The organism is Natronosalvus vescus, assembly GCF_023973145.1.
Classification (GTDB): Archaea; Halobacteriota; Halobacteria; order Halobacteriales; family Natrialbaceae; genus Natronosalvus; species Natronosalvus vescus.
The window spans coordinates 1764248-1783302 of the sequence record NZ_CP099546.1 but is presented as its reverse complement, the minus strand read 5'-3'; the positions used below and the strand labels follow the sequence as shown (position 1 = coordinate 1783302).

General features: G+C 60.1%; 14 protein-coding genes, 1 tRNA gene and 1 pseudogene. 13 read left to right on the top strand and 3 right to left on the bottom strand.

Annotated features, from left to right (window positions below):
* Positions 1-116 precede the first annotated feature (116 nt).
* Positions 117-2558: an ATP-dependent DNA helicase gene (locus NGM68_RS08580; RefSeq protein ID WP_252701401.1), complete on the bottom strand. Its 2442-nt coding sequence runs from the start codon at positions 2556-2558 to the stop codon at positions 117-119.
* A gap of 219 nt (positions 2559-2777) precedes the next feature.
* On the opposite strand from NGM68_RS08580, the pseudogene NGM68_RS08575 reads away from it, so the two are divergent.
* A pseudogene (locus NGM68_RS08575) lies at positions 2778-4096 on the top strand (RNA-guided endonuclease InsQ/TnpB family protein).
* Between the two features lie 486 nt (positions 4097-4582).
* On the opposite strand, the gene hemL reads toward NGM68_RS08575, so the two are convergent.
* A complete protein-coding gene (gene hemL / locus NGM68_RS08570) occupies positions 4583-5929 on the bottom strand; it encodes a glutamate-1-semialdehyde 2,1-aminomutase (RefSeq protein ID WP_252701223.1) in 1347 nt (448 codons plus the stop codon).
* Between the two features lie 88 nt (positions 5930-6017).
* Between hemL and NGM68_RS08565 the strand changes: the two genes are divergently transcribed.
* From NGM68_RS08565 to NGM68_RS08535, 7 genes are all read left to right on the top strand, one after another.
* Positions 6018-6395, top strand: coding sequence for a hypothetical protein (locus NGM68_RS08565; RefSeq protein WP_252701222.1), 378 nt, complete (start codon positions 6018-6020; stop codon positions 6393-6395).
* A 602-nt stretch (positions 6396-6997) separates the two neighbouring features.
* Positions 6998-7774: a carbonic anhydrase gene (locus NGM68_RS08560; RefSeq protein WP_252701221.1), complete on the top strand. Its 777-nt coding sequence runs from the start codon at positions 6998-7000 to the stop codon at positions 7772-7774.
* A gap of 384 nt (positions 7775-8158) precedes the next feature.
* Positions 8159-8398, top strand: coding sequence for a hypothetical protein (locus tag NGM68_RS08555; protein WP_252701220.1), 240 nt, complete (start codon positions 8159-8161; stop codon positions 8396-8398).
* Positions 8399-8717: 319 nt separating this feature from the next.
* Positions 8718-8912, top strand: coding sequence for a cold-shock protein (locus NGM68_RS08550; RefSeq protein ID WP_252701219.1), 195 nt, complete (start codon positions 8718-8720; stop codon positions 8910-8912).
* Positions 8913-9160: 248 nt separating this feature from the next.
* Positions 9161-9547, top strand: a complete 387-nt coding sequence (locus NGM68_RS08545; RefSeq protein WP_252701218.1) for a cupin domain-containing protein — start codon at positions 9161-9163, stop codon at positions 9545-9547.
* A gap of 205 nt (positions 9548-9752) precedes the next feature.
* Positions 9753-11813: a DEAD/DEAH box helicase gene (locus NGM68_RS08540; RefSeq protein ID WP_252701217.1), complete on the top strand. Its 2061-nt coding sequence runs from the start codon at positions 9753-9755 to the stop codon at positions 11811-11813.
* A gap of 112 nt (positions 11814-11925) precedes the next feature.
* The gene (locus NGM68_RS08535; RefSeq protein ID WP_252701216.1) at positions 11926-12513 is read left to right on the top strand and encodes an NAD(P)/FAD-dependent oxidoreductase; all 588 of its coding nucleotides are present in this window, start codon (positions 11926-11928) and stop codon (positions 12511-12513) included.
* A 149-nt stretch (positions 12514-12662) separates the two neighbouring features.
* Here the strand turns inward: NGM68_RS08535 and NGM68_RS08530 are convergent, their stop codons facing one another.
* The gene (locus NGM68_RS08530; RefSeq protein WP_252701215.1) at positions 12663-13256 is read right to left on the bottom strand and encodes an IMP cyclohydrolase; all 594 of its coding nucleotides are present in this window, start codon (positions 13254-13256) and stop codon (positions 12663-12665) included.
* Positions 13257-13493: 237 nt separating this feature from the next.
* Between NGM68_RS08530 and NGM68_RS08525 the strand changes: the two genes are divergently transcribed.
* The 5 genes from NGM68_RS08525 (at position 13494) to NGM68_RS08505 (ending at position 19033) form a co-directional block, all read left to right on the top strand.
* Positions 13494-13566: transfer RNA gene (locus NGM68_RS08525), tRNA-Gln, on the top strand.
* Between the two features lie 223 nt (positions 13567-13789).
* Positions 13790-14494: a rhodanese-like domain-containing protein gene (locus NGM68_RS08520; RefSeq protein ID WP_252701214.1), complete on the top strand. Its 705-nt coding sequence runs from the start codon at positions 13790-13792 to the stop codon at positions 14492-14494.
* A gap of 297 nt (positions 14495-14791) precedes the next feature.
* Entirely contained in the window at positions 14792-15424 is a 633-nt protein-coding gene (locus NGM68_RS08515) for an SWIM zinc finger family protein (RefSeq protein ID WP_252701213.1), read from the top strand.
* A 476-nt stretch (positions 15425-15900) separates the two neighbouring features.
* Positions 15901-16899: an NAD-dependent epimerase/dehydratase family protein gene (locus NGM68_RS08510; RefSeq protein WP_252701212.1), complete on the top strand. Its 999-nt coding sequence runs from the start codon at positions 15901-15903 to the stop codon at positions 16897-16899.
* 244 nt (positions 16900-17143) lie between these two features.
* On the top strand, positions 17144-19033 hold the full coding sequence (locus NGM68_RS08505) for an acyl-CoA dehydrogenase family protein (protein WP_252701211.1): 1890 nt from the start codon (positions 17144-17146) through the stop codon (positions 19031-19033).
* The last annotated feature ends 22 nt before the right edge of the window (positions 19034-19055 follow it).

Below are 19055 nucleotides of genomic sequence, written 5' to 3'. Positions count from 1 at the left end.
CTCGAGCCGGTCTCGTCCGCCTCGATCTGCCGTCAGTTTTCGTAGAGTGGCTTCCCGTCCGATTCGAGGGAGTCACTCCTCCGATTCGAGTCGGTCACGCCTTTGCTCCGGGTCAGTCACTCCTTCGCTTCGATACGCGTTCGAAACCGCTCGAGCCCGAACTCGAGCATGTCCGGACTGACCGGCTGAAACTCCGCCTCGTCGGGCAGGAAGTGCCGAACCGAATCCCAGCTATCCCGTGCATACCGTTCGTCGAGGAAAATTCGAACGCCGACGTCCTCGGGGCTGCGGATCACCCGCCCGATCGCCTGCCTGGCCTTTCGAACCGCTGGAACAGTCAACGCGTAGGTGAATCCATCACCGAAGGTGTCATCGTAGGCTCGTCGAACGGCCTTCGTCCGCGGACTCGAGGTGTTGACGATCGGTACTCCACAGATGACGGCCGCGGTGAGGCGATCGCCGCTGTAATCGACCCCCTCCGTGAGCGTCCCCCGAAGACTCGTAACGAGGACTTTCCCGTCACCCGCGAAGAACTCGTCTTTGAGCGATTCGGTCGCGTCGTCGCTGCTCGAAGCATCGAGTAAGACCGGTTTGTCGACGTCGTGTCGCTGCTCGAGACGTTCCTCGATCGCTGCCGCAGCCCATTCCGCTTCGCCGTAACTCGGCATTCCGACGAGGACGTTCCCCGGGAGTCGGGCGACTTTCGCCAGCGCATCGACGTAGGCGGTTCGGGTCGGTGTCTCTTCGTCAGTTCGGCCACGATTGTCGTACGTGAATTTGGGAAGTGAGACCGCGAAACTCTCGCGATTTTTCTCGGGAAAGTGGAGTCCGTACTGGCGCTCGACCACCGGACGACCCTCCTCCCGTGCGAGGTAGTCGAGACCGGTTACCTCGGTGAACGCCGCCATCGGCTCCAACGTGGCGCTCATCAAAATGCCGCCCCCGAACGACCCGAGCTGGGAACCGATCGCGTCGCTCGGCACGCAGTTGTGGAGGGCGAGTCTCGCGGTGTACGCCCGCCGCCAGGAGTCCGCTGGTTCCATCTCGTCCCAGGTTCGCTCGAGTTCGATTTCCCGGAAGTAGGCCGTGTGATTCTGCCGATACCACTCCCCCAGAAGTCGACCGACGGTGGGCATCGCCCGCGTTTTCTCCTCGTCTTCGGCCTCGTTGAGGATACGCTCGACGACCGCACCAACCGTCTGGGCTCGTACCCAGATCGCGTCGCTGTATCCGGCTTCGCTGGCCCACTCGGAGAGTTCGTCTTCGGCCGGTTCGGTCGGATCTCGAAGCGGAATCTCGTCGTCCTCGAGATCCGTGAGGTTCGACTGCCAGCCGCGGTTCGTCCGCTCGAGGTGAGCCCGCACGCGCCGGTCGAGTTCGCCACGGAGATCCTGCACGAACTCGAGAGTACGTTCGAGTTCCTCGACCGAGACGTCGGTATCGTTCAGTTCGGCGCGAACGAGATCCGCGTCGGCGGTTTTCGAGCCACCCTGCGTCTGGCGACCTTCGCGATCGAATTTCACTGGCTGGAGGACACGCGAGAGTTCCGTCTCGGCGTCCCGAAGCGTCGTATCGGAGACGCCATCGCTGACCAGGTCGCGAACGCGAGGCTCGAGCATGTGGGCTTCGTCACAGACCACGAACGTCGACTCGTCGAGGAGGGCACCGGTGAACGCGGCGGTCGTCGTCGGATCGAAGGCGTGGTAGTAGTTACCGATGACGACTTCGACGTGGCCCAGGACAGCCCCCATCACCGAGTGGGGACAGGTTCCGTGGCGAACGGATTGCGCGATGAGGTCGGTTGGGGTGAGCAATCCCGTCTCGGTGACGTCGAACGGGACGGCCTCCGACGCGTCACTATCGCTGCTTTCCTCGGGGAGATCCTCGAGGAACTGCGCGTAGAATGGACAGTACTCGACCTCGCTGCCCGCTGGCCCACCGGTGCTGTATTCGGGCATTTCCGGCGGATAGGGCGTGGGTTCGCCCGCCGTCTCGAGGTAGCGTGCCCCCCTGGTTCCAGTGGAACCGGGCCCGGATCCGGATCCGGATTGTGGGCCTGCGTTCGCACTGTCGGCAAGGCCGATCTGTTGACTTCGGGCGGTTGCTGTGAGCGCTCCGGCCGTCGTCGAGCCACCTTCGCCAGTGAGCTCTCGCGTGCGCTCGCGAAGGGTTTCACAGCGGTCGTACACAGTCTCGTCGGTAATTCCACCGGCTCCTTCCCGGTTGTACGGACAGACGTCGGCCTTACCGACGAGCGTGAGTCCAGAAACGGGGTTCCAGTCAGCCGGGAGGTTCGCGTTGATCGTCTCGAGATCCGTCTCGAACTGACGCAGTTGCTGTTTAACGCTCGTCAGGACGAGCACTCGTTCGTACCGGCTGTCCGGATCGCGCACGAGATCGATGCCGGCGGTGAGCGCGATCATCGTCTTTCCCGTTCCACACGCACCTTCGATGACTGTGTAGCCACCGTCTCTGGCCGTTTCGATGGCCGTCTCGATCCCGTCGACTTGCTCGGCGTAGGGTTCATCGTGGCCGAACACCGTCCGCCAGTTCGTCATTCTTCCCGTACTCATCGTCGGTCGTCCATAGCGTTGACGGACTGGTCTGGCCGCGTCATTGGTTATACAGAATCGAGGAGAATACCTGACCCTTTAGGGTCAGGATGAATCCGACAACACCTCCACTGTCCACCGTCGATAACAAGGCCGGATATCCACCATTCACAATTCAAAGCTTTACAATAAGATCGATAATAAGCTAATATATAGGCGTTCAGAGTGATGAAAGTCCATCGTACACATCGAGCGAAAATCCTCAACCACTCACAAGTGGAACGGATGCTCGACCGGCACGGATGGTCGGCCAGTAAACTCTGGAACGTCGCTACCTACCACTCCCGGCAACTCTGGGAGGAGACGGGCGAGATTCCCGACCACGGCGATCTCAAAGACGAGTTGAAGACTCATCCAAAATACAAAGGACTGCACTCGCAGTCCAGTCAGCGCGTTCTGGAGGAGCTCGCTGAATCCTTCAACTCGTGGTACGGAAAGAGGAAGTCTGACAGTCGAGCGAATCCCCCTGGCTACCGCAAAAAAACTACTACGACTCACAAGGCCGCCGCGTCCACGAAGAACACCCGCGTAGCACGGTGACGTGGAAACAAAACGGCATCCGCCACGACACGAAGAACAACCGTGTTCGGCTCTCAAAAGGCGCGAATCACAAGGAACACCCAAAAGCGTGGGAGTACATCCTCATCGAGTACGAAACCCGCCCTGGCATCACCCTCGAGAATCTGCAACAGGTCAGAGCCGTCTACGACCGAGCGAAGGGGCGGTGGGAACTGCATCTCGTCTGCAAAGACGGGATCGAGACGCCCGCTGCACCCGGCACCGAGTCGGCTGGTGTCGACCTCGGTATCTGTAACTTCGCAGCGGTCGCATACAGCACCGAGCAAGCCGACCTCTACCCCGGCAACCGCCTGAAACAGGACGGCTACTACTTCCCGAAAGAGATCGCCAGATGTGACAACTCAGGTGGCAAAGCAGCCACCAGACACCACCACACGTGGTCGGAACGCCGCACCCACTTCTTCCACAGCCTCGCAAAACACATCGTAGAGACGTGTATCGAGCGTGGCGTGGGTCGAATCAACGTCGGGAAACTCTCTGGTGTTCGAGAGGACGAGAACGGTGACTCGAAAAACTGGGGTCGCCACGGTAACCTCGACCTGCACGGGTGGGCGTTCGACCGCTTCACGTCGATTCTCACGTACAAGGCGAAGGTTGCGGGTATCGAGGTCGTAGAAGTGTCCGAACGCGACACGAGTAAGACGTGTTGCATCTGCGGGAGAGAAGAAGATAGTCAGCGTGTCGAACGTGGACTGTACGTCTATGAGGGGTGTGATGGCGCGTTCAACGCTGATGTGAACGGGGCGGAGAACATCCGTCTCGATATCAATGAAAGTAACTCTGAGTCTTCGGCCAGTTTGGACGAAGATAGGAGTACCGCCTGGTTGGCACAGCCCGAAGTCTACCTTCACGACCTCTCCCGAGGATTCCAACCTCGGGCAGAGGTGGTAGACTGCAAACCCTAATATCCCAACTCAGCGGTGCGAAGCCGTGGGATTCCTCCGCGTGAACGCGGAGGAGGATGTCAACCTGCTCAACGCTCGACCCGAAGTGAAGGGGTGCGAAGGGAGGTTGGAACCGTCTCGAGAGTATGGATTGGAACCGACCTGGAGAACGGACGAGAACAGGCAAGCTCCAGTCTCGAGAATGTACGAACACAGGTGACAGGACGAATTACTCGATGCTGGCAAAAATCAGCACGCCACCACAGCGTGCGTCGACATACGGACTGCCACAGACTGGTTGTGCGTTGCGCGTGATGACGACCAGCCGTGACCCTGTATTCCCAGATGGCCACCCCCAGTGGCCATAAGAAGGGGCATCGCCTCTGAACTTGAGCGTTGGGGTGTCTTGCAACGGTTGAGAGTTTCCCGTGGGTTCTGTAACGGTAAAGAGTACGCCGGAGGGGAAGATACCTACCCGAGTCCTACAACGGATACAATCTCGAGCCGCTACAACGCTACTTTGTACGCCTCGAGCGTCCGTTCGACGTCTTCTTCCGTGTGACCGTAGCTAACGAACTGGCTCTCGAACTGGTTCTGTGAGAGGAAGATCCCCTGCTCGCGCATCTCCCCCCAGAATATTCGTCGCCAGCGCTCGGTTTCGGCTCGTTTGACGTCCGCGGCGTTCTTCGGACAGTACTCGTATCGTGGACAGTCGGGATCCTGAACACAGCCAGCTTCACACTGGCCCTCGAGGTCGTTCCGGTCGGGCCCCTCGCGCGTGAAGACGACTTTGAACATACTGTCGGTGCCGACGACGGTGTAGCTGGGCGCCTGGTCGGCGAGAATATCGGTGAGTCCGCTTCGAAGCTGGTCGCCGAGGCCGTTGACGTGTTCGTAGACATCGTTTTCCGCGGCGAACGTGAGCGTTTCGAGACCGGCCGCCATCGTGACGGGGTGGCCCGAGAACGTGCCCGCCTGAAAGACGTCGCCCGTGGGTGCGAAGTGTTCGATCAGGTCGGCGCGGCCACCGATCGCTCCGACGGGGAACCCGCCGCCAATAATCTTGCCGAAGGTCGTGAGATCGGGCGTGACGCCGAAGTGACTCTGGGCACAGCCGAGTCCGCCGACCCGAAAGCCCGTGATGACTTCGTCGAAGATGAGTAGGGAGCCGTGTTCGTCGGCGATCTCCCGAAGGAACTCGAGGTAGCCGTCGACGGGGTGGACGATGCCGTAGTTCGCGAGAATCGGTTCGACGAGCACACCGGCGATATCATCGCCGTGGTCTTCGAAGACGCGACGCATGGCCTCCTCGTCGTTGAACGGGACGGGAAGCGTGTGTTTTGCGAACTCATGAGGGATGCCAGCCGACGACGGAGCGGGATGGTCGGCATCACCTTCCACGAGGGTCGATTCCTGAGCGCCGTGATACCCACCTTGCATGATGACGATCTTGTTTCGACCGGTGGTGCCTCGAGCGAGGCGAACGGCGGAGACGGTGGCCTCGGTGCCGGAGTTAACGAAGCGGATCTTCTCGACGCTCGGGACGTGGCGAACGACGAATTCGGCGAGGTCGACCTCGACCTCAGTCGGGGTGCCGTACATCGGGCCTTCGCTGGCTGCCCGTTGGATGGCTGCCTGGACGGGATCGGGAAGATCGTGACCGAGAAGGAGCGGCCCGAGTCCCATGACCCAGTCGACGAGGCGGTTGCCGTCCGCGTCGATGACGTGACCGCCGTCACCCTTCTGGACGAAAAACGGATAGGGCTCGATCGCCGCCCGGACGGCCGAGTTGACGCCGCCAGGCATGACGGAGAGCGCCCGATCGTAGAGCTCGCGTGAGCGTTCATCGTGCATGTTTATGAATGGCGATTTGCGGGCCGATGGCAAAGATGTACCGAGGTTCGTTGGTGGCAACGAGATCCCCCAGATGGTGGACGCTCGAATGCTCAACGACGAGAGGAGGAAAGACGTCAGGAAACAGGAGATGATAGTGGAAAGCCGGAGAGGGTTAGTGAGAAACCTCGAGGCAAAGCTTCGAGTTGTGGTGTTTTCTCGAGTGGAAACGAAGGGGTGTTCGATCGAAATGAAGAGAGTAGTCAGGGATCTAATGAGAAATTTCAGAGTATTATTGGTAGAATCGTCTCAAGATTCCCGATCCAGAACACCCCCACCCCTTCGTTTCAGGTGGAGATCAGAGGAGCGGTGGGTGCGTGTTGGGTGGTTAGTGGTGGAAATGATTCGTTCTCAGGGTGGTTTTTCGCCTCGAACGGATGAAAGAGATGTCCGAGAAGCCAGAATTCCGGTAATAGGGAGTGTCTAGTAACTCGAAGCTGATTGAGCGATGATTCTAGTAGCTTCTAGTAACTAAATACAACCCGTCTAGTAATATGCTGTATTTGCTAGGAGTACGGACTAATTCAGACAGCATCATCATAAATCCTTCCATCCTAAAAGTCACCCTCTAACCCCCACCCTCTCGTTTCCTTCTCCACCTGAAACAAAGGGGTGGGGGGTTCCCGACCAATCACTGCCACACTATCACATGGGTTATTTTATCACACTTTCATCATTCCTTCAGTCCACAGAACACCATTCCACTCAACCCTCCCTCCTTCTTACCGACAACATTGTCCCATTTACGACGACTGCATCCATTCCGGATCCAACCGCCTCCAAGTAGTATCACCACCAGATCGTACCGCGTCGAACTGAAACAGTGCCGTCGGGGATCTCGATGGATGTTCACCGACAGCGTAGTGAATGCGAAACGACAGAGTGACCGACACAGTGAATACGAAACGACAGATAGTGCAGGGGAAGCACACCGATGGACAGCAGTGGAGAGGCGTGATTCCGTCCGATCGCCAGTCACCGCGTTCTAAATCACGCACAATTTTACTTGACGACCTCGAGCGATCACGTATGCCCACGCGCGAATCCAATCAAACAACACCAGCTGGGAGCGATGCCGACTCGACTGAAGGAACCGACGGTGACGCTCCTGATCCCGACGAAATTCTCGTCGCCTTGCTCGAAGGAAACGACAGTCACGTCGATGGCCTTCCTGGGGACTACTTCGATCCCGTTCGAGAGGAGCAACACCCCGACGTGGTGACGATCTGCTGTGCCGATTCCCGCGTCTCACAGGAAGGGATGTGGGCCGTCGATCGCCCCGGTGCCGTCTTTACCCCAAGCAACATCGGGAACCAGGCCTGGGACGATCACGAGGGCGAGAAAATCGTCGACGGCAGTCTCCTCTATCCGGTTTACTATGCAGATACAGACGCCATCGCCATCGTCGGTCACACCGGGTGTGGTGCGGTGACGGCCGCATACGACGTCGCCAACGGGAATGAGCCACCGGGGCCAGCGGGCGTCTCCAAGTGGGTCGAGATGCTCGTTCCCGTTATCGAGGACGGTCTCGAGAGCGACCTGATCGATGCCGACGCCGAGCGACCGATAGTCATCAACCAGCTCGTCGAGTACAACGTCGATCGACAGGCTGCGTTCTTGCACGCGGCGGAGACGGTTCCGGACAGTGTCGCCATCTACGGCTTCGTGTACGACTTCCACGGGGTGTACGGCAGCGACGCCGGTCGAGCCCATCTGGTCAACCTGAACGGCGAAACGTCTCCCGAGAACATTATCGACCAGTTGCCGGATGCGTACGCGAAGAACGTCGGTAGTCTCCTATACTGATTACGGCGGCTGCTCGCTCCTGTCTATCCGTTTTCAATTGGGAGATTGGTATTCGAGTGCCGGCCCTCGAGTGTAGAATCGACGCAACCTCGAGTGTGGAATCGACGCGGTAACACTGCGGTAGAACTGGCCTCGCGCCAGCCGATTATCAACCGAACCAGCTGAACGATAACGACCGGATCCTCGCTCGAACCCCTCTCTTTCGACTCCAGCGATCGTTCGGATTCGGATTGTGGACGGTTCCGTGAATCCGATCCGAATCCACTCTCCAGTACTCGACGGATGTTCGACGACGGCGGCAAAGGCGACGGCAATAGCGACGGCCGCTCTGGATCTCCATCCGGATACCGAACGTTATTCTCATCCGAATCCGAACACTCGAGTATGCCTCGACCGCCGATCTGGGATTCCCTCTGGCGATATCTCTCGAGTGACACTGGGTTCTACGTCGCCGTCGGTATCCTTACGATTCTCGTGTTCGTGGTGGCCTTCGCAGTCGCAACCCTCGTGAGCCCCGTCAGTCTGACTGGGGGAGGGCTCCTCGGTCTCGTCGTGGGCTTCGGCCTGTTCATGGCGGTCTTCTTCGGCTCGATCGTCGCCCAGCGACTCGAGGACGAGGAGTGAATCTAGTCCCGATCGCGTTCGACACGAACAGGGGGCTCCCGTCCTGGCATCGAGTGCTCCGGAGATTCACTCAGTCGTTCGGGCGTGCAGGCGTTCAATGTAACGCAACGAGAAGTCAGATGATCGATCGCCGATCGATGCTACCGACGTTCGATTACCGACGGTTCGAACACACTCCTCGTTACGTCTCGATGAGCAGTCAGGTTCCATGACGCGCCAAGAGGTCTCGAGAGCACTCCTTCGGCGCTGTAAGGTCACCATACGATCTCCCGTCCACATCGGAACGGTTATCTGTGTCCCGCCGTTCTCTTTAGAAGCAATGGCGAAAGGAACCGTTGATTTCTTCAACGACACTGGCGGCTACGGATTCATCGAGACTGAGGACGCGGACGACGACGTTTTCTTCCACATGGAAGACGTTGGCGGACCGGATCTGGAAGAAGGACAGGAAATCGAGTTCGACATCGAGCAGGCCCCCAAAGGCCCACGCGCGACGAACGTCGAGCGCCTGTAATTCGGCGAATTCACTGAGGCATCGTTTTTAGAACTATATTTTACGCCCTCGAGTGCCAACGGTGGGACTCGAGAAACGGTACCTTTCGACTTGAAATGAAGGGGTCTCGACTATAGTTAATTGACCTGTATCTGGGCCGCTATCGACGTCTTCGACAACCTTCACTAGTATTTCAACTCGAGACATAAGACACTGAGTGAACCGGCTTAACCCGGACGTTTTTAGTCCTCCTACGCGCACGCACTCCCATGGATACACAACCCGATACCGATACCGAACCCACGATCCGCCGCCACGACGACATCGAGTACGAAGCCGTCGACGCTGCTGAGGGTCTCGCGAAGGGCGTCCTGATCGCTGACGATCACGGTGCACCCACCTTCGCGATTCGTCGGTTTACCCTCGAGGCCGGTACTGAAGTGCCACGGCACACGAACGCGGTCGAACACGAGCAATACGTTCTCGAGGGCGAGTACGTCGTTGGAATCGATGACGAGGAGTACGAGGTCGGCCCCGGGGATTCCCTGTTGATCCCGGCTGGAACGCCACACTGGTACCGAAACGAGGGTGACGACCAAGGTGCGTTCATCTGTGCCGTCCCCAACGGCGATGACGAGATCGAGTTGCTCGAGTAGGGCCTCGTTCGGTCGTATTCCCCACATTTAAAACTCTGTTCACACCATCGTCCTCTCACACTTCGATATCTGGATTAAATATTTACAAATACAATAGTAGTATAGTACACAATTCGTAGTAACATACGACGAACTGACCGCGATTGGCGAGGCCCCCGAATTCGAGTCCGAATCGCTGAAATACCGGCCGGCCGTACACCTGTTCGTGTCAAAGCAGGTTCCCGAGGTGGAGACGCTCTTCTGTCACGAGACCGGCAACGACTATCTCGTCGTCGTCAACCGGGACGGAAAGCGGCTGTTCCGGGCAAAACTCGGACTCTCGGAAACCGCCGCGGGGCCGCGACCGTCGAAGTTCCGCGTCAAACGCAACTCGAGCGAGGAACCGCGGCAACCCGACGAGTTCGTCGATCTCGCCCGTCGAGCCGGGCGTATCCGCATCTCCGAGCAGACCTCTCCTGACGGACGACGAGAACTCAAAGACATGCTGGCGGGCTACCAGCTCGACGAGAAGACGAAGGTCGTCCGAACCTGCCGGTACTGCGCTTCCTCGGGACGGTATTCGCCGGTCACGACCGAGACGGCGGTCAAGAGCGATCAGGACTGGATCTGCACCGACTGTGCTTCCCGCGAACTCGAGCGCGAACTCTCCTACGTTGGAAACGTAACCGGCGCGGCGAAAGACCGCCTCGAGGAGCTGATGCTCGAGGTGCAGGATCTCGAACGCATTACCAATCTGCTCAAGGGACGGCTCGACCCCGACCTCACGAAGTTCGACACCATCTCTGCGACGACCGACGAGGTGGATCCGGTTCGGGTCGATACGCTCAACTTGCACCCGGGCCTCCAGAACCTGCTCGAGGATCGGTTCGAGACGCTTCTCCCGGTACAGAGTCTCTCGGTCGAAAATGGCCTGATCGATGGGGACGACCAACTGGTCGTCAGTGCCACCGCGACCGGGAAAACGCTCGTGGGCGAACTCGCGGGGCTCAATCGTGTCCTCAACGGGAAGGGCAAACTCCTCTTTCTCGTACCGCTCGTGGCCCTGGCCAACCAGAAGTACGAGGACTTCCAGGACGAGTACGGCCACCTCGTGGACGTCTCCATCCGCGTCGGTGCCAGTCGGATCGCCGACTCGGGCAACCAGTTCGACCCCAACGCGGACGTCATCGTCGGCACCTACGAGGGGATCGATCACGCCCTCCGGACGGGCAAGAACATGGGCGATATCGGCACCGTCGTCATCGACGAGGTGCACACGCTCAAAGAGGACGAACGGGGCCACCGCCTCGACGGCCTCATCTCGAGGCTGAAGTACACGACCGAAAAGCGCGCGGCCGCTCGTGACGACTACGACGGCGCCCAGTGGATCTATCTCTCCGCAACGGTCGGCAACGCCGAACAACTGGGTTCGGCGCTCGAGTCCACCTTGATCGAGTTCGAGGAACGCCCGGTTCCGATCGAACGCCACGTGACCTTCGCGGACGGTCGTGAGAAGGTGAACGTGGAGAACAAACTCGTCAGGCGGGAGTTCGACACCGAGTCCTCGAAGGGGTATCGGGGCCAGACGATCATCTTCACCAACTCGCGGAGGCGCTGTCACGAGATTTCGCGCAAACTCGAGTACAACGCGGCCCCCTACCACGCGGGGCTCGATTACAAGCGCCGCAAGCGGGTCGAACAAATGTTTGCCGACCAGGAACTCGCGGCGGTCGTGACGACGGCCGCGCTCGCAGCGGGGGTCGACTTCCCGGCCTCGCAGGTGATCTTCGACTCCCTGGCGATGGGCATCGAGTGGCTCTCCGTCCAGGAGTTCCACCAGATGCTCGGACGGGCCGGCCGGCCGGACTACCACGACACGGGGACGGTGTACGTCCTGGTCGAACCCGATTGCAGCTACCACAACTCGATGGAGATGACCGAGGACGAGGTCGCCTTCAAGCTCCTGAAAGGGGAGATGGAGCCGGTAATGACCCACTACGACGAGGACGGGGCCATCGAGGAGACCCTGGCGAACATCACCGTCGGCGGGAAGGCGGCGAAGGCGCTCAACGACCGAATGCTCGGGGAGGTGCCGACGACCCACGCGATCGGCAAACTGCTCGAGTACGACTTCATCGACGGCTTCAGCCCCACCCCCTTGGGTCGGGTCGTCACCGAACACTTCCTTTCGCCCGGTGAGGCGTTCGCGATCGTCGATGGAATTCGAAAGGGGGCTCATCCCTACGACCTGATCGCGGACATCGAGTTACGCGATTCGGATCTCTGAGTCGGATTCGTTCCTGCCCCTATGAATTGGGTGAATTGGGCAACTCGAACAAGGAGTGTGACGGATTTCCGTCTCCCACACGCTTATCCAATTCTCTGTGGTATCGCGGGGTATGCCAGACGTACTGATCGTCGGCGGCGGCCCAGCCGGATTGAGCGCGGCGCTCTTCAGCGGGAAGAACGGCCTCGAGACGACCGTCTACGACACGGACGGGACGTGGATGCACAAGGCGCACCTGTTCAACTACCCCGGCGTGCAGTCGATGGACGGCTCGCGATACCTCGAGACCCTTCGCGAGCAGGTCGACGACTTTGGGGTCGACCGCCAGCAGGGGGTCGAAGTCACGGAGGTCGAGGCGACCAACGACGGCTACCGGGTCACGACCGAGGAGGGGGAGAAGACGGGCACATATCTCGTGCTCGCGACGGGTACTAACCGCGACCTCGCGGAACAATTGGGCTGTGACTTCACCGACCAGGGCGTCGTCGACATCGATATCACGATGGAGACGAGCCTCGAGAACGCCTACGCGACGGGAGCAATGGGCCGAACCGAGGAGTGGCAGGCCGTCATTTCGGCGGGCGACGGTGCGGCGGCCGCCCTCAACATTCTGTCGAGAGAGAAGGGCGATCACTTCCACGACTTCGACGTCCCGGACGACGCGAAGGCGCTGTTCGGGTCGCTCGTGGACGACGAGTAACTCGTTTTCGTCGTTTTCATCCTGGTCGCCGTTTTCGTCCTGCTTGTGGTTCTCGTCGTTCTCGTCTTCCGGGCGTTTTCATCGATCTCGAATCGATCGACCGACCCTCGGCACTCGAGTGCTCGGAGACTCGAGATGGTGATGACGACTTAGTTTTCGCCGTTGTCGATCGCCGTCTCGAAACCGTCGTCAGTTCGAACGACACCGGCGGCACAGACGGCGTGCTCGAACTCGGCCTCGATCGCCTCTGTCGCGGCCTCCTGAGCGCTCGCGACGTCGAAGTCGACTGGCTCGGGGGAGTTCGTCTCGTAGGTCGCCACCAGCGTCGGCTCTTCGACGGTCTCGACGAGCAGGGCGTCACGGCGGACGGTCGCGATCATGGCCTCGCCGTCGGCGTCGATGGTCGCGGCGATCCGGGGGGTGTCGTAGTCGTCCTTCTCGAAATCGAGCGCCAGGAGAGCGGTCGCTAGCGCGTCGCGTGCTGGGTAGCCCAGTTCGAGTTTCTCCGCGATGGGGTCGACGTGTGAACCGTTGCCGAAGGTGACCGTCTCGCCCGTCGGGGTGTCGACGACGCGCAGGCAGTTGTAGGCGACGTAGGGGTTGTCCGTCTCCGGAGCATCCGGTGTCGGGCCGACGGTCAGCGCCTCGTCTCGAGCGGTGATCCGGCGGTTGGGAAACGAGCGGGAAGAGACGCGGTAGGCTCCACCGTTCGGGCCGACGACGACGAATCGTCCGATGTACATACGCGTCTGTGCGTATCTCGAGGGAAAATAGGTGTCGATCTATGCATAGACGTCCTAATTTCGGGTAGAAACCGATTCCGTCGCTCCGGATGACGGCTTCCCGACGGACTCGGCACTCAATTCTGCTCGGACTCTCGGCGTTGGTCGGAGATCACAATCGACTCGTCCTCGTTCGCTTCTCCTGATGGAACCCGACAGCCATAAATAGGAACCGGACAAATCTCACTTTGCGTTCACAGACCCATGGGGTAGCGGCCAATCCTGAAGCCTTCTGGGGGCTTCGACCCAGGTTCGAATCCTGGTGGGTCTACTTCATTACTTCCACTCGAGAACTATCTGAGCCATGTCTGCTGTTTTCCAGTGGAAATAAGGGGGTCGTAACGAGCCGGTTATGGAGCCGAAATACGGGGGTTGTCGACGCCATCGAACGGTCGCGAATCGGCTGGATCCGGCGGTGTAGGCGATGGCACACCGACGACTCGATCCGACCGATCCTAGAAAGATTTAGACACACGGGAATTCTGTTCCCGTGTATGCAACGACGTTCGCTACTCGCCAGTGTCGGGGCGGCCTCCCTCGGCTCGCTGGCAGGGTGTCTCGGTGACATCACTGGGGACGACGAGGGCGAAACGGTCGACGGCTACGACGCCCAGGAACACGAGGGGCAGACGGTTCCACTCGTTCCGCTCGAGGAGGCCCACGACTGGTTCGACGACGGCGACACGCGTTTCGTCGACACGCGCGGGCCGGGCCAGTACGAGAGCGATCACATCGAGGGGGCCGTCCTGAGTTCGGCCCCGGACGGCGTCGAGGACGACCCGACCGAAGCGTGGGATCACGACACCCGCATCGTCACCTACTGTGATTGCCCGCACACGCTTGCAGTCTGGCGGGGCAGTGCACTCATGTCCGAGGGATTCGAGGACGTCTACGCGCTCGACGACGGGTTTCCCGCATGGCAGGACGCGGGCTACCCGACTGTGGGCGAAGAAACAGGATCGCTCGAGGCCTACGAGATCGTCGGCCGATCGGCCCCGGAACACGAGGGCAACTACGTCTGGCTCACGACGCTGGATGAGTCACAGCGGGAGGTCTCCCAGGTCGAAGCCGACGGCTCCTACAAACTGATCGTCCGGTTCGATGGCCTTTCCGACGATACCGTCCTCTCGCTGAAAGCGCCGGAGCACGAACTCGAGGCGACGCTCGAGGAGCTGACCGATGGCCCGGTCACCGCCTGAGTCGGTCGTGCCGTCGCCTCCAGCGACCTTCCCGCGGTGCAGTTCTCGTCCATTCGAGTGGAGCAACCGCTTCCTCGATCTCGAGTGATAGCGATTCGTAGAAGTCCTGAGACACTCGAGCGGTGACGGCTCGGCTCGACTGCCTCAAAGTTCCACGAATCACTATGGCACCACAGCAATCGAGAACGTCGTCTCCTTGAGACCTCTAGCGATTCCGACGGACGAGATACTTAGGCTGCTCGAGCGCCTATGACTGTCGAATAGCCCGCCGACCACCACCATACACAGGACGCACCCATGAACACACTCGCGTCACCGAAAGCATCGCTCCCCCTGCCAGCCCACCAGCCCCTCGACGACCGGGCGGTTCGCGCCCGAACCGAAACCATGTCTGTCCTGGCGCTCGGCCGCGGTCTCTACGAGATCGAAGCCGAGAGCGGGGCCACCTACCTGATCGACCTCGAGGCCGGCCGCTGTACTTGCCCGGATCACATCTTCCGGGATGCCCGCTGTAAGCACATTCGACGGGTTGCCATCGAGATCACCGAGGGACGAACCCCGCCACCGGGTAAACTCGCCCTCCCGTGTGTCGACTGTGGCGAGCCGACGTTCGTCGACGAGGACGGTCCCGACGCGGACGGCCCGGCCTACTGTCGAAACCACCGGATCTTCTCCGGCGACCGCGTCAGGGATCGGGAAACCGACGACCTCCTCACCGTCGTCGCGGTTTCAGACCGGCGGGCCGACGACGTCCGCGTCACCGCCGCCGAGACGACCGTCGCCGAGTACGGTACCAACGCCCGCTACGACGGCGACGTGCCGGTCGTCGGTGCCGTTTATCCACACGCCACGATCGGTCGAAACGGGCCGATTCCCGAATCCCTTCGCGTCTACGTCTTCCCGCGGACGCGACTCGAGAAGGTCGTCTGAAAATCGTCGGAATCAACGCTGGGTCTCGAATATTCGATCGTTGTGAACCTCGTGACCGCTCGTCAGAGTGCCTCGAGTACCCACTCGGAATTTGGCTCTGTTGCATACGTTACCATCTGTGATGTTTCAGGAAGCGCGCCGAATACAGAGCGCGTATGTTGCACTGATGCACCTCCGGATGGTTGCATCGGCAGGTACTGAACATCTTATTATAAGCTGGGCAGGCGCAATACCACGGTGTTTACGCCGTGGATACGCGCCGTTACCTACGACACATACCCTATCCAGAGTTTCCAGTCCAAACGTTCAAATTACAAGAACACCCTATACAACGGTAAGGTCAGGTCGGAACGGAGCGGATTCCGAACGACCTCCGGAGGCGGCCACGCCGCCACCTAATGAGACAGTATCCGAGAGTCATTGTCGGTTCACTGCACTGCGAAACGCATTTGGTAGATGGTAGCATACCACAAATTATGGAGTATTTTGTCACTGGAGCAACTGGACTGATCGGATCACACGTCGTCGATCAACTCCTCACTGAGGGGCACGAGGTGGTCGCGTTAACCCGCTCACGGTCGAATGCGAATACCCTGCCCGAAGAGGTCACAGTGGTCGAAGGCGATATCACCGAGCAAGAGAGTATGCGTGAAGCGATGACGGGGGTGGATGGCGTCTTCCACATCGCTGCGTGGTACTTCGTCGGCCCTGGCCCTCGTGAGAGTGTACAGGCAGAGCGGATCAACGTCGGCGGGACTCGCAACGTTTTGGAGTTGATGAAGGAACTCGAGGTTCCCAAGGGAGTCTATACGAGCACGATAGGGGTGTACCCTCCGTCGAGGGAAGAAACGCTCGATGAATCCGTGGTACCCGACCGATCCGACTGGTCCGTGTACACACGGACGAAGTGGCAAGCACACTACGAGGTTGCGAAACCGATGATCGACGAGGGGCTTCCCCTCGTGATCGTCCAGCCGGGATTCGTGTACGGCCCGGGCGATAAACTTGATTCGCCATCGCGGCAATCGGTGCAAGCGTATCTCCAAGGAACGCTACCGATGATCCCACGCGGGTGGAACGCGCCATGGGATCATGTGGGGGATATAGCCCACGGCCATATGCTCGCAATGACCCACGGAGAACCGGGCGAGACGTATCTCATCGCAGGCGAATCACGACAATTAACTGAGATATATGAATGCGCCGAAACGATTACAGGCATATCGGTTCCCCGCGTTGCCCCACCCGCAGTGTTCAGAGGCCTTGCCAGCATTATGGCGGTAGTCGAGCGTTTCGGAACTCCTCCGGACGGGTTCGAAGCGGAATCGCTCAGGGGCATTACGAATGTGATTTGGCCGGTCGATAATACGAAGGCAAAAACCGAACTTGGTCTCGAACACCGTCCGCTTGAGCAGGGGATGCGTGAGTACCTCGACTGGGAGATGGACGAGCTTGGAATGCAAAAAGCCACATAGACAGGTGCTCGTATTTCTCCAACTATCTTGGTAAAGCACTCAGTAGATGACAGGACTCAACGGCCGTGCTGTATATATGTTCTGTATGCAGCAGACCATTCTCGACACTTACTGAACATTTCACAGCATCGTAGTGTCGGTCACCGTACTCAGCGTCGTTCCGAAACCACCGACGAAACCGGTGACAACGCACGACCTGATGTCACCGTGGCAATTTATCACGCATACCGACCCATCCTCGAGCATGACCGACGGAATCGACTACGGCGACTTCGAGGAGGGTCGCCACATCAACTACTGGGAACTCGACCGGACGCTCGAGCGGGAGGTCGAACGGATCTACACCGAGGATGAACTCGAGTGGGCACGGCCCCGTCTCGCGGCGTTCGGCGACCTGATCGGGAACACCGTCGCCGACAACGCAGATATCATCGACGACCACGGGCCGGAACTCGAGCCCTACGACAAACACGGGGAGATCCAGAACCACGTTCACTATCCACCGGAGCAACTCGAGAACGAGCGGTTGGTCTACGAATCCGGAATCGTCGCCGATTCGTTCGAAGTCCCACCCGGACGTGAAGAGCCCATGCCGCTCTCGCACAACCTCGTGATGCAGTCCCTCCTCTGTTATGCGGACGTTGGCTTCGACTGTCCGGTCGCGATGACCGCCGGCGCCGCGCTCGTCCTCGAGAAGTTCGACGACGGTGCCCTCGAGTCCTATTACGGAGGTCTCACCAGCCGCGAGTACGACGACCTGATCGAGGGGGCGATGTTCCTCACCGAAAAGCAGGGTGGAAGCGACGTCGGTGCCACCGAAACCCGCGCGGAGCGGGACGAGGAAACTGGGTGTTACCGGCTGTACGGCGAGAAGTGGTTCTGCTCCAATATCGACGCCCAGGGCACCCTCGCACTCGCCCGCACCGAGGGCGCTCCCGAGGGGACACGAGGACTCTCGCTGTTTCTGGTTCCACACGAACTCAAGGGGGAGCCGAACGACCAGCTCTACCGTCGGCTGAAGGACAAACTCGGCACGATCGCCGTCCCGACGGGGGAAGTCGAGTTCCGCGGTGCGAGGGCGTTTCTGGTCGGCGAGGAAGAATCGGGCTTCCGGCAGATGGCCGAGATGCTCAACCTCGAGCGGCTGTCGAACGCGGCGGCCTCCTGTGGGGTCATCGGTCGAGCGCTGCTCGAGAGCAAGATTAAAGCGGCGAACCGGGAGGCGTTCGGCGACACCATCAACCAGTACCCGCTCATGCGCCGGGATCTGGTCGATATGGCGGTCGATCACGAGGCGGCGACGGCGTTCACGATGGAGGCCGCCCGGCTGTTTTCGATCCGCGAGCGGGGCGAACGCGCGGCCCGCGGCGATATCGAGGTCGACGCCGCCGACCGAGCGGAACTCGAGGCCCAGGCCGAGCACGCCTACCGGCTCATGCGCCTGCTCATTCCGATCGCGAAGGCGAGAACGGGACGGATGGCCGTCGACACGGCTTCCTACGCGATGGAGATCCAGGGCGGGAACGGCTACGTCGACGACTTCGTCACCAATCGCCTCCTCCGGGACGCCCAGGTACTCCCCATTTGGGAGGGAACCGAGAACATCCTCTCACTGGACGTCCTCCGCGCGCTCGAGCGCGAGGCCGCCCACGAGCCGTTCCTCGAGGTCGTCCAGGGTCGCCTCGAGTCGGTTACACACCCGGGTCTCAGCGAGTCCGTAGACGTAGTCGAGGCCGAGTTCCACGAACTCGGGGAGGCTCTCGCGACGCTCGCGACCGAGGATGGCGAGTACGCCCAGCTACAGGCCAAGGAACTCGTGCACTACGTGTTCGACGTGTTCACGGCCGCGCTGTTGCTCGCGGAAGCCCAGCGGGCACTTGATTCGGGTTCGGCTGGTTCGGCGGATTCGGCGGATAAAGACGGAAACGACGACGGCAGCAACAGCGACAGCGAACCCAACGGCGACGCCAGAATCGCCCTCGTCGCACGGCGGTTCGTCGACCGACACTTCGACGATCGACCGGCCCGCGGGATCACCAGCGGCGACCGCTTCTCCCTCGAGCACTTCGATGCCATCGTTCGCTACGAATCGGTCGATCCGTCGGTGCTCGAGTGGGACGCGACCGACTCCTAGACTGGCGGCGCTCGATCCGGAC

What these genes read in the sequence shown, in the direction of transcription:
- NGM68_RS08550 (WP_252701219.1), top strand. Translation starts at nt 8,718, where the DNA reads ATGGCGAAAGGAACCGTTGATTTCTTCAACGACACTGGCGGCTACGGA.
- NGM68_RS08510 (WP_252701212.1), top strand. Translation starts at nt 15,901, where the DNA reads ATGGAGTATTTTGTCACTGGAGCAACTGGACTGATCGGATCACACGTC.
- NGM68_RS08520 (WP_252701214.1), top strand. Translation starts at nt 13,790, where the DNA reads ATGCAACGACGTTCGCTACTCGCCAGTGTCGGGGCGGCCTCCCTCGGC.
- NGM68_RS08535 (WP_252701216.1), top strand. Translation starts at nt 11,926, where the DNA reads ATGCCAGACGTACTGATCGTCGGCGGCGGCCCAGCCGGATTGAGCGCG.
- NGM68_RS08560 (WP_252701221.1), top strand. Translation starts at nt 6,998, where the DNA reads ATGCCCACGCGCGAATCCAATCAAACAACACCAGCTGGGAGCGATGCC.
- NGM68_RS08565 (WP_252701222.1), top strand. Translation starts at nt 6,018, where the DNA reads ATGCTCAACGACGAGAGGAGGAAAGACGTCAGGAAACAGGAGATGATA.
- NGM68_RS08555 (WP_252701220.1), top strand. Translation starts at nt 8,159, where the DNA reads ATGCCTCGACCGCCGATCTGGGATTCCCTCTGGCGATATCTCTCGAGT.
- NGM68_RS08530 (WP_252701215.1), bottom strand. Translation starts at nt 13,256, where the DNA reads ATGTACATCGGACGATTCGTCGTCGTCGGCCCGAACGGTGGAGCCTAC.
- NGM68_RS08545 (WP_252701218.1), top strand. Translation starts at nt 9,161, where the DNA reads ATGGATACACAACCCGATACCGATACCGAACCCACGATCCGCCGCCAC.
- hemL (WP_252701223.1), bottom strand. Translation starts at nt 5,929, where the DNA reads ATGCACGATGAACGCTCACGCGAGCTCTACGATCGGGCGCTCTCCGTC.
- NGM68_RS08505 (WP_252701211.1), top strand. Translation starts at nt 17,144, where the DNA reads ATGACCGACGGAATCGACTACGGCGACTTCGAGGAGGGTCGCCACATC.
- NGM68_RS08515 (WP_252701213.1), top strand. Translation starts at nt 14,792, where the DNA reads ATGAACACACTCGCGTCACCGAAAGCATCGCTCCCCCTGCCAGCCCAC.
- NGM68_RS08580 (WP_252701401.1), bottom strand. Translation starts at nt 2,558, where the DNA reads ATGACGAACTGGCGGACGGTGTTCGGCCACGATGAACCCTACGCCGAG.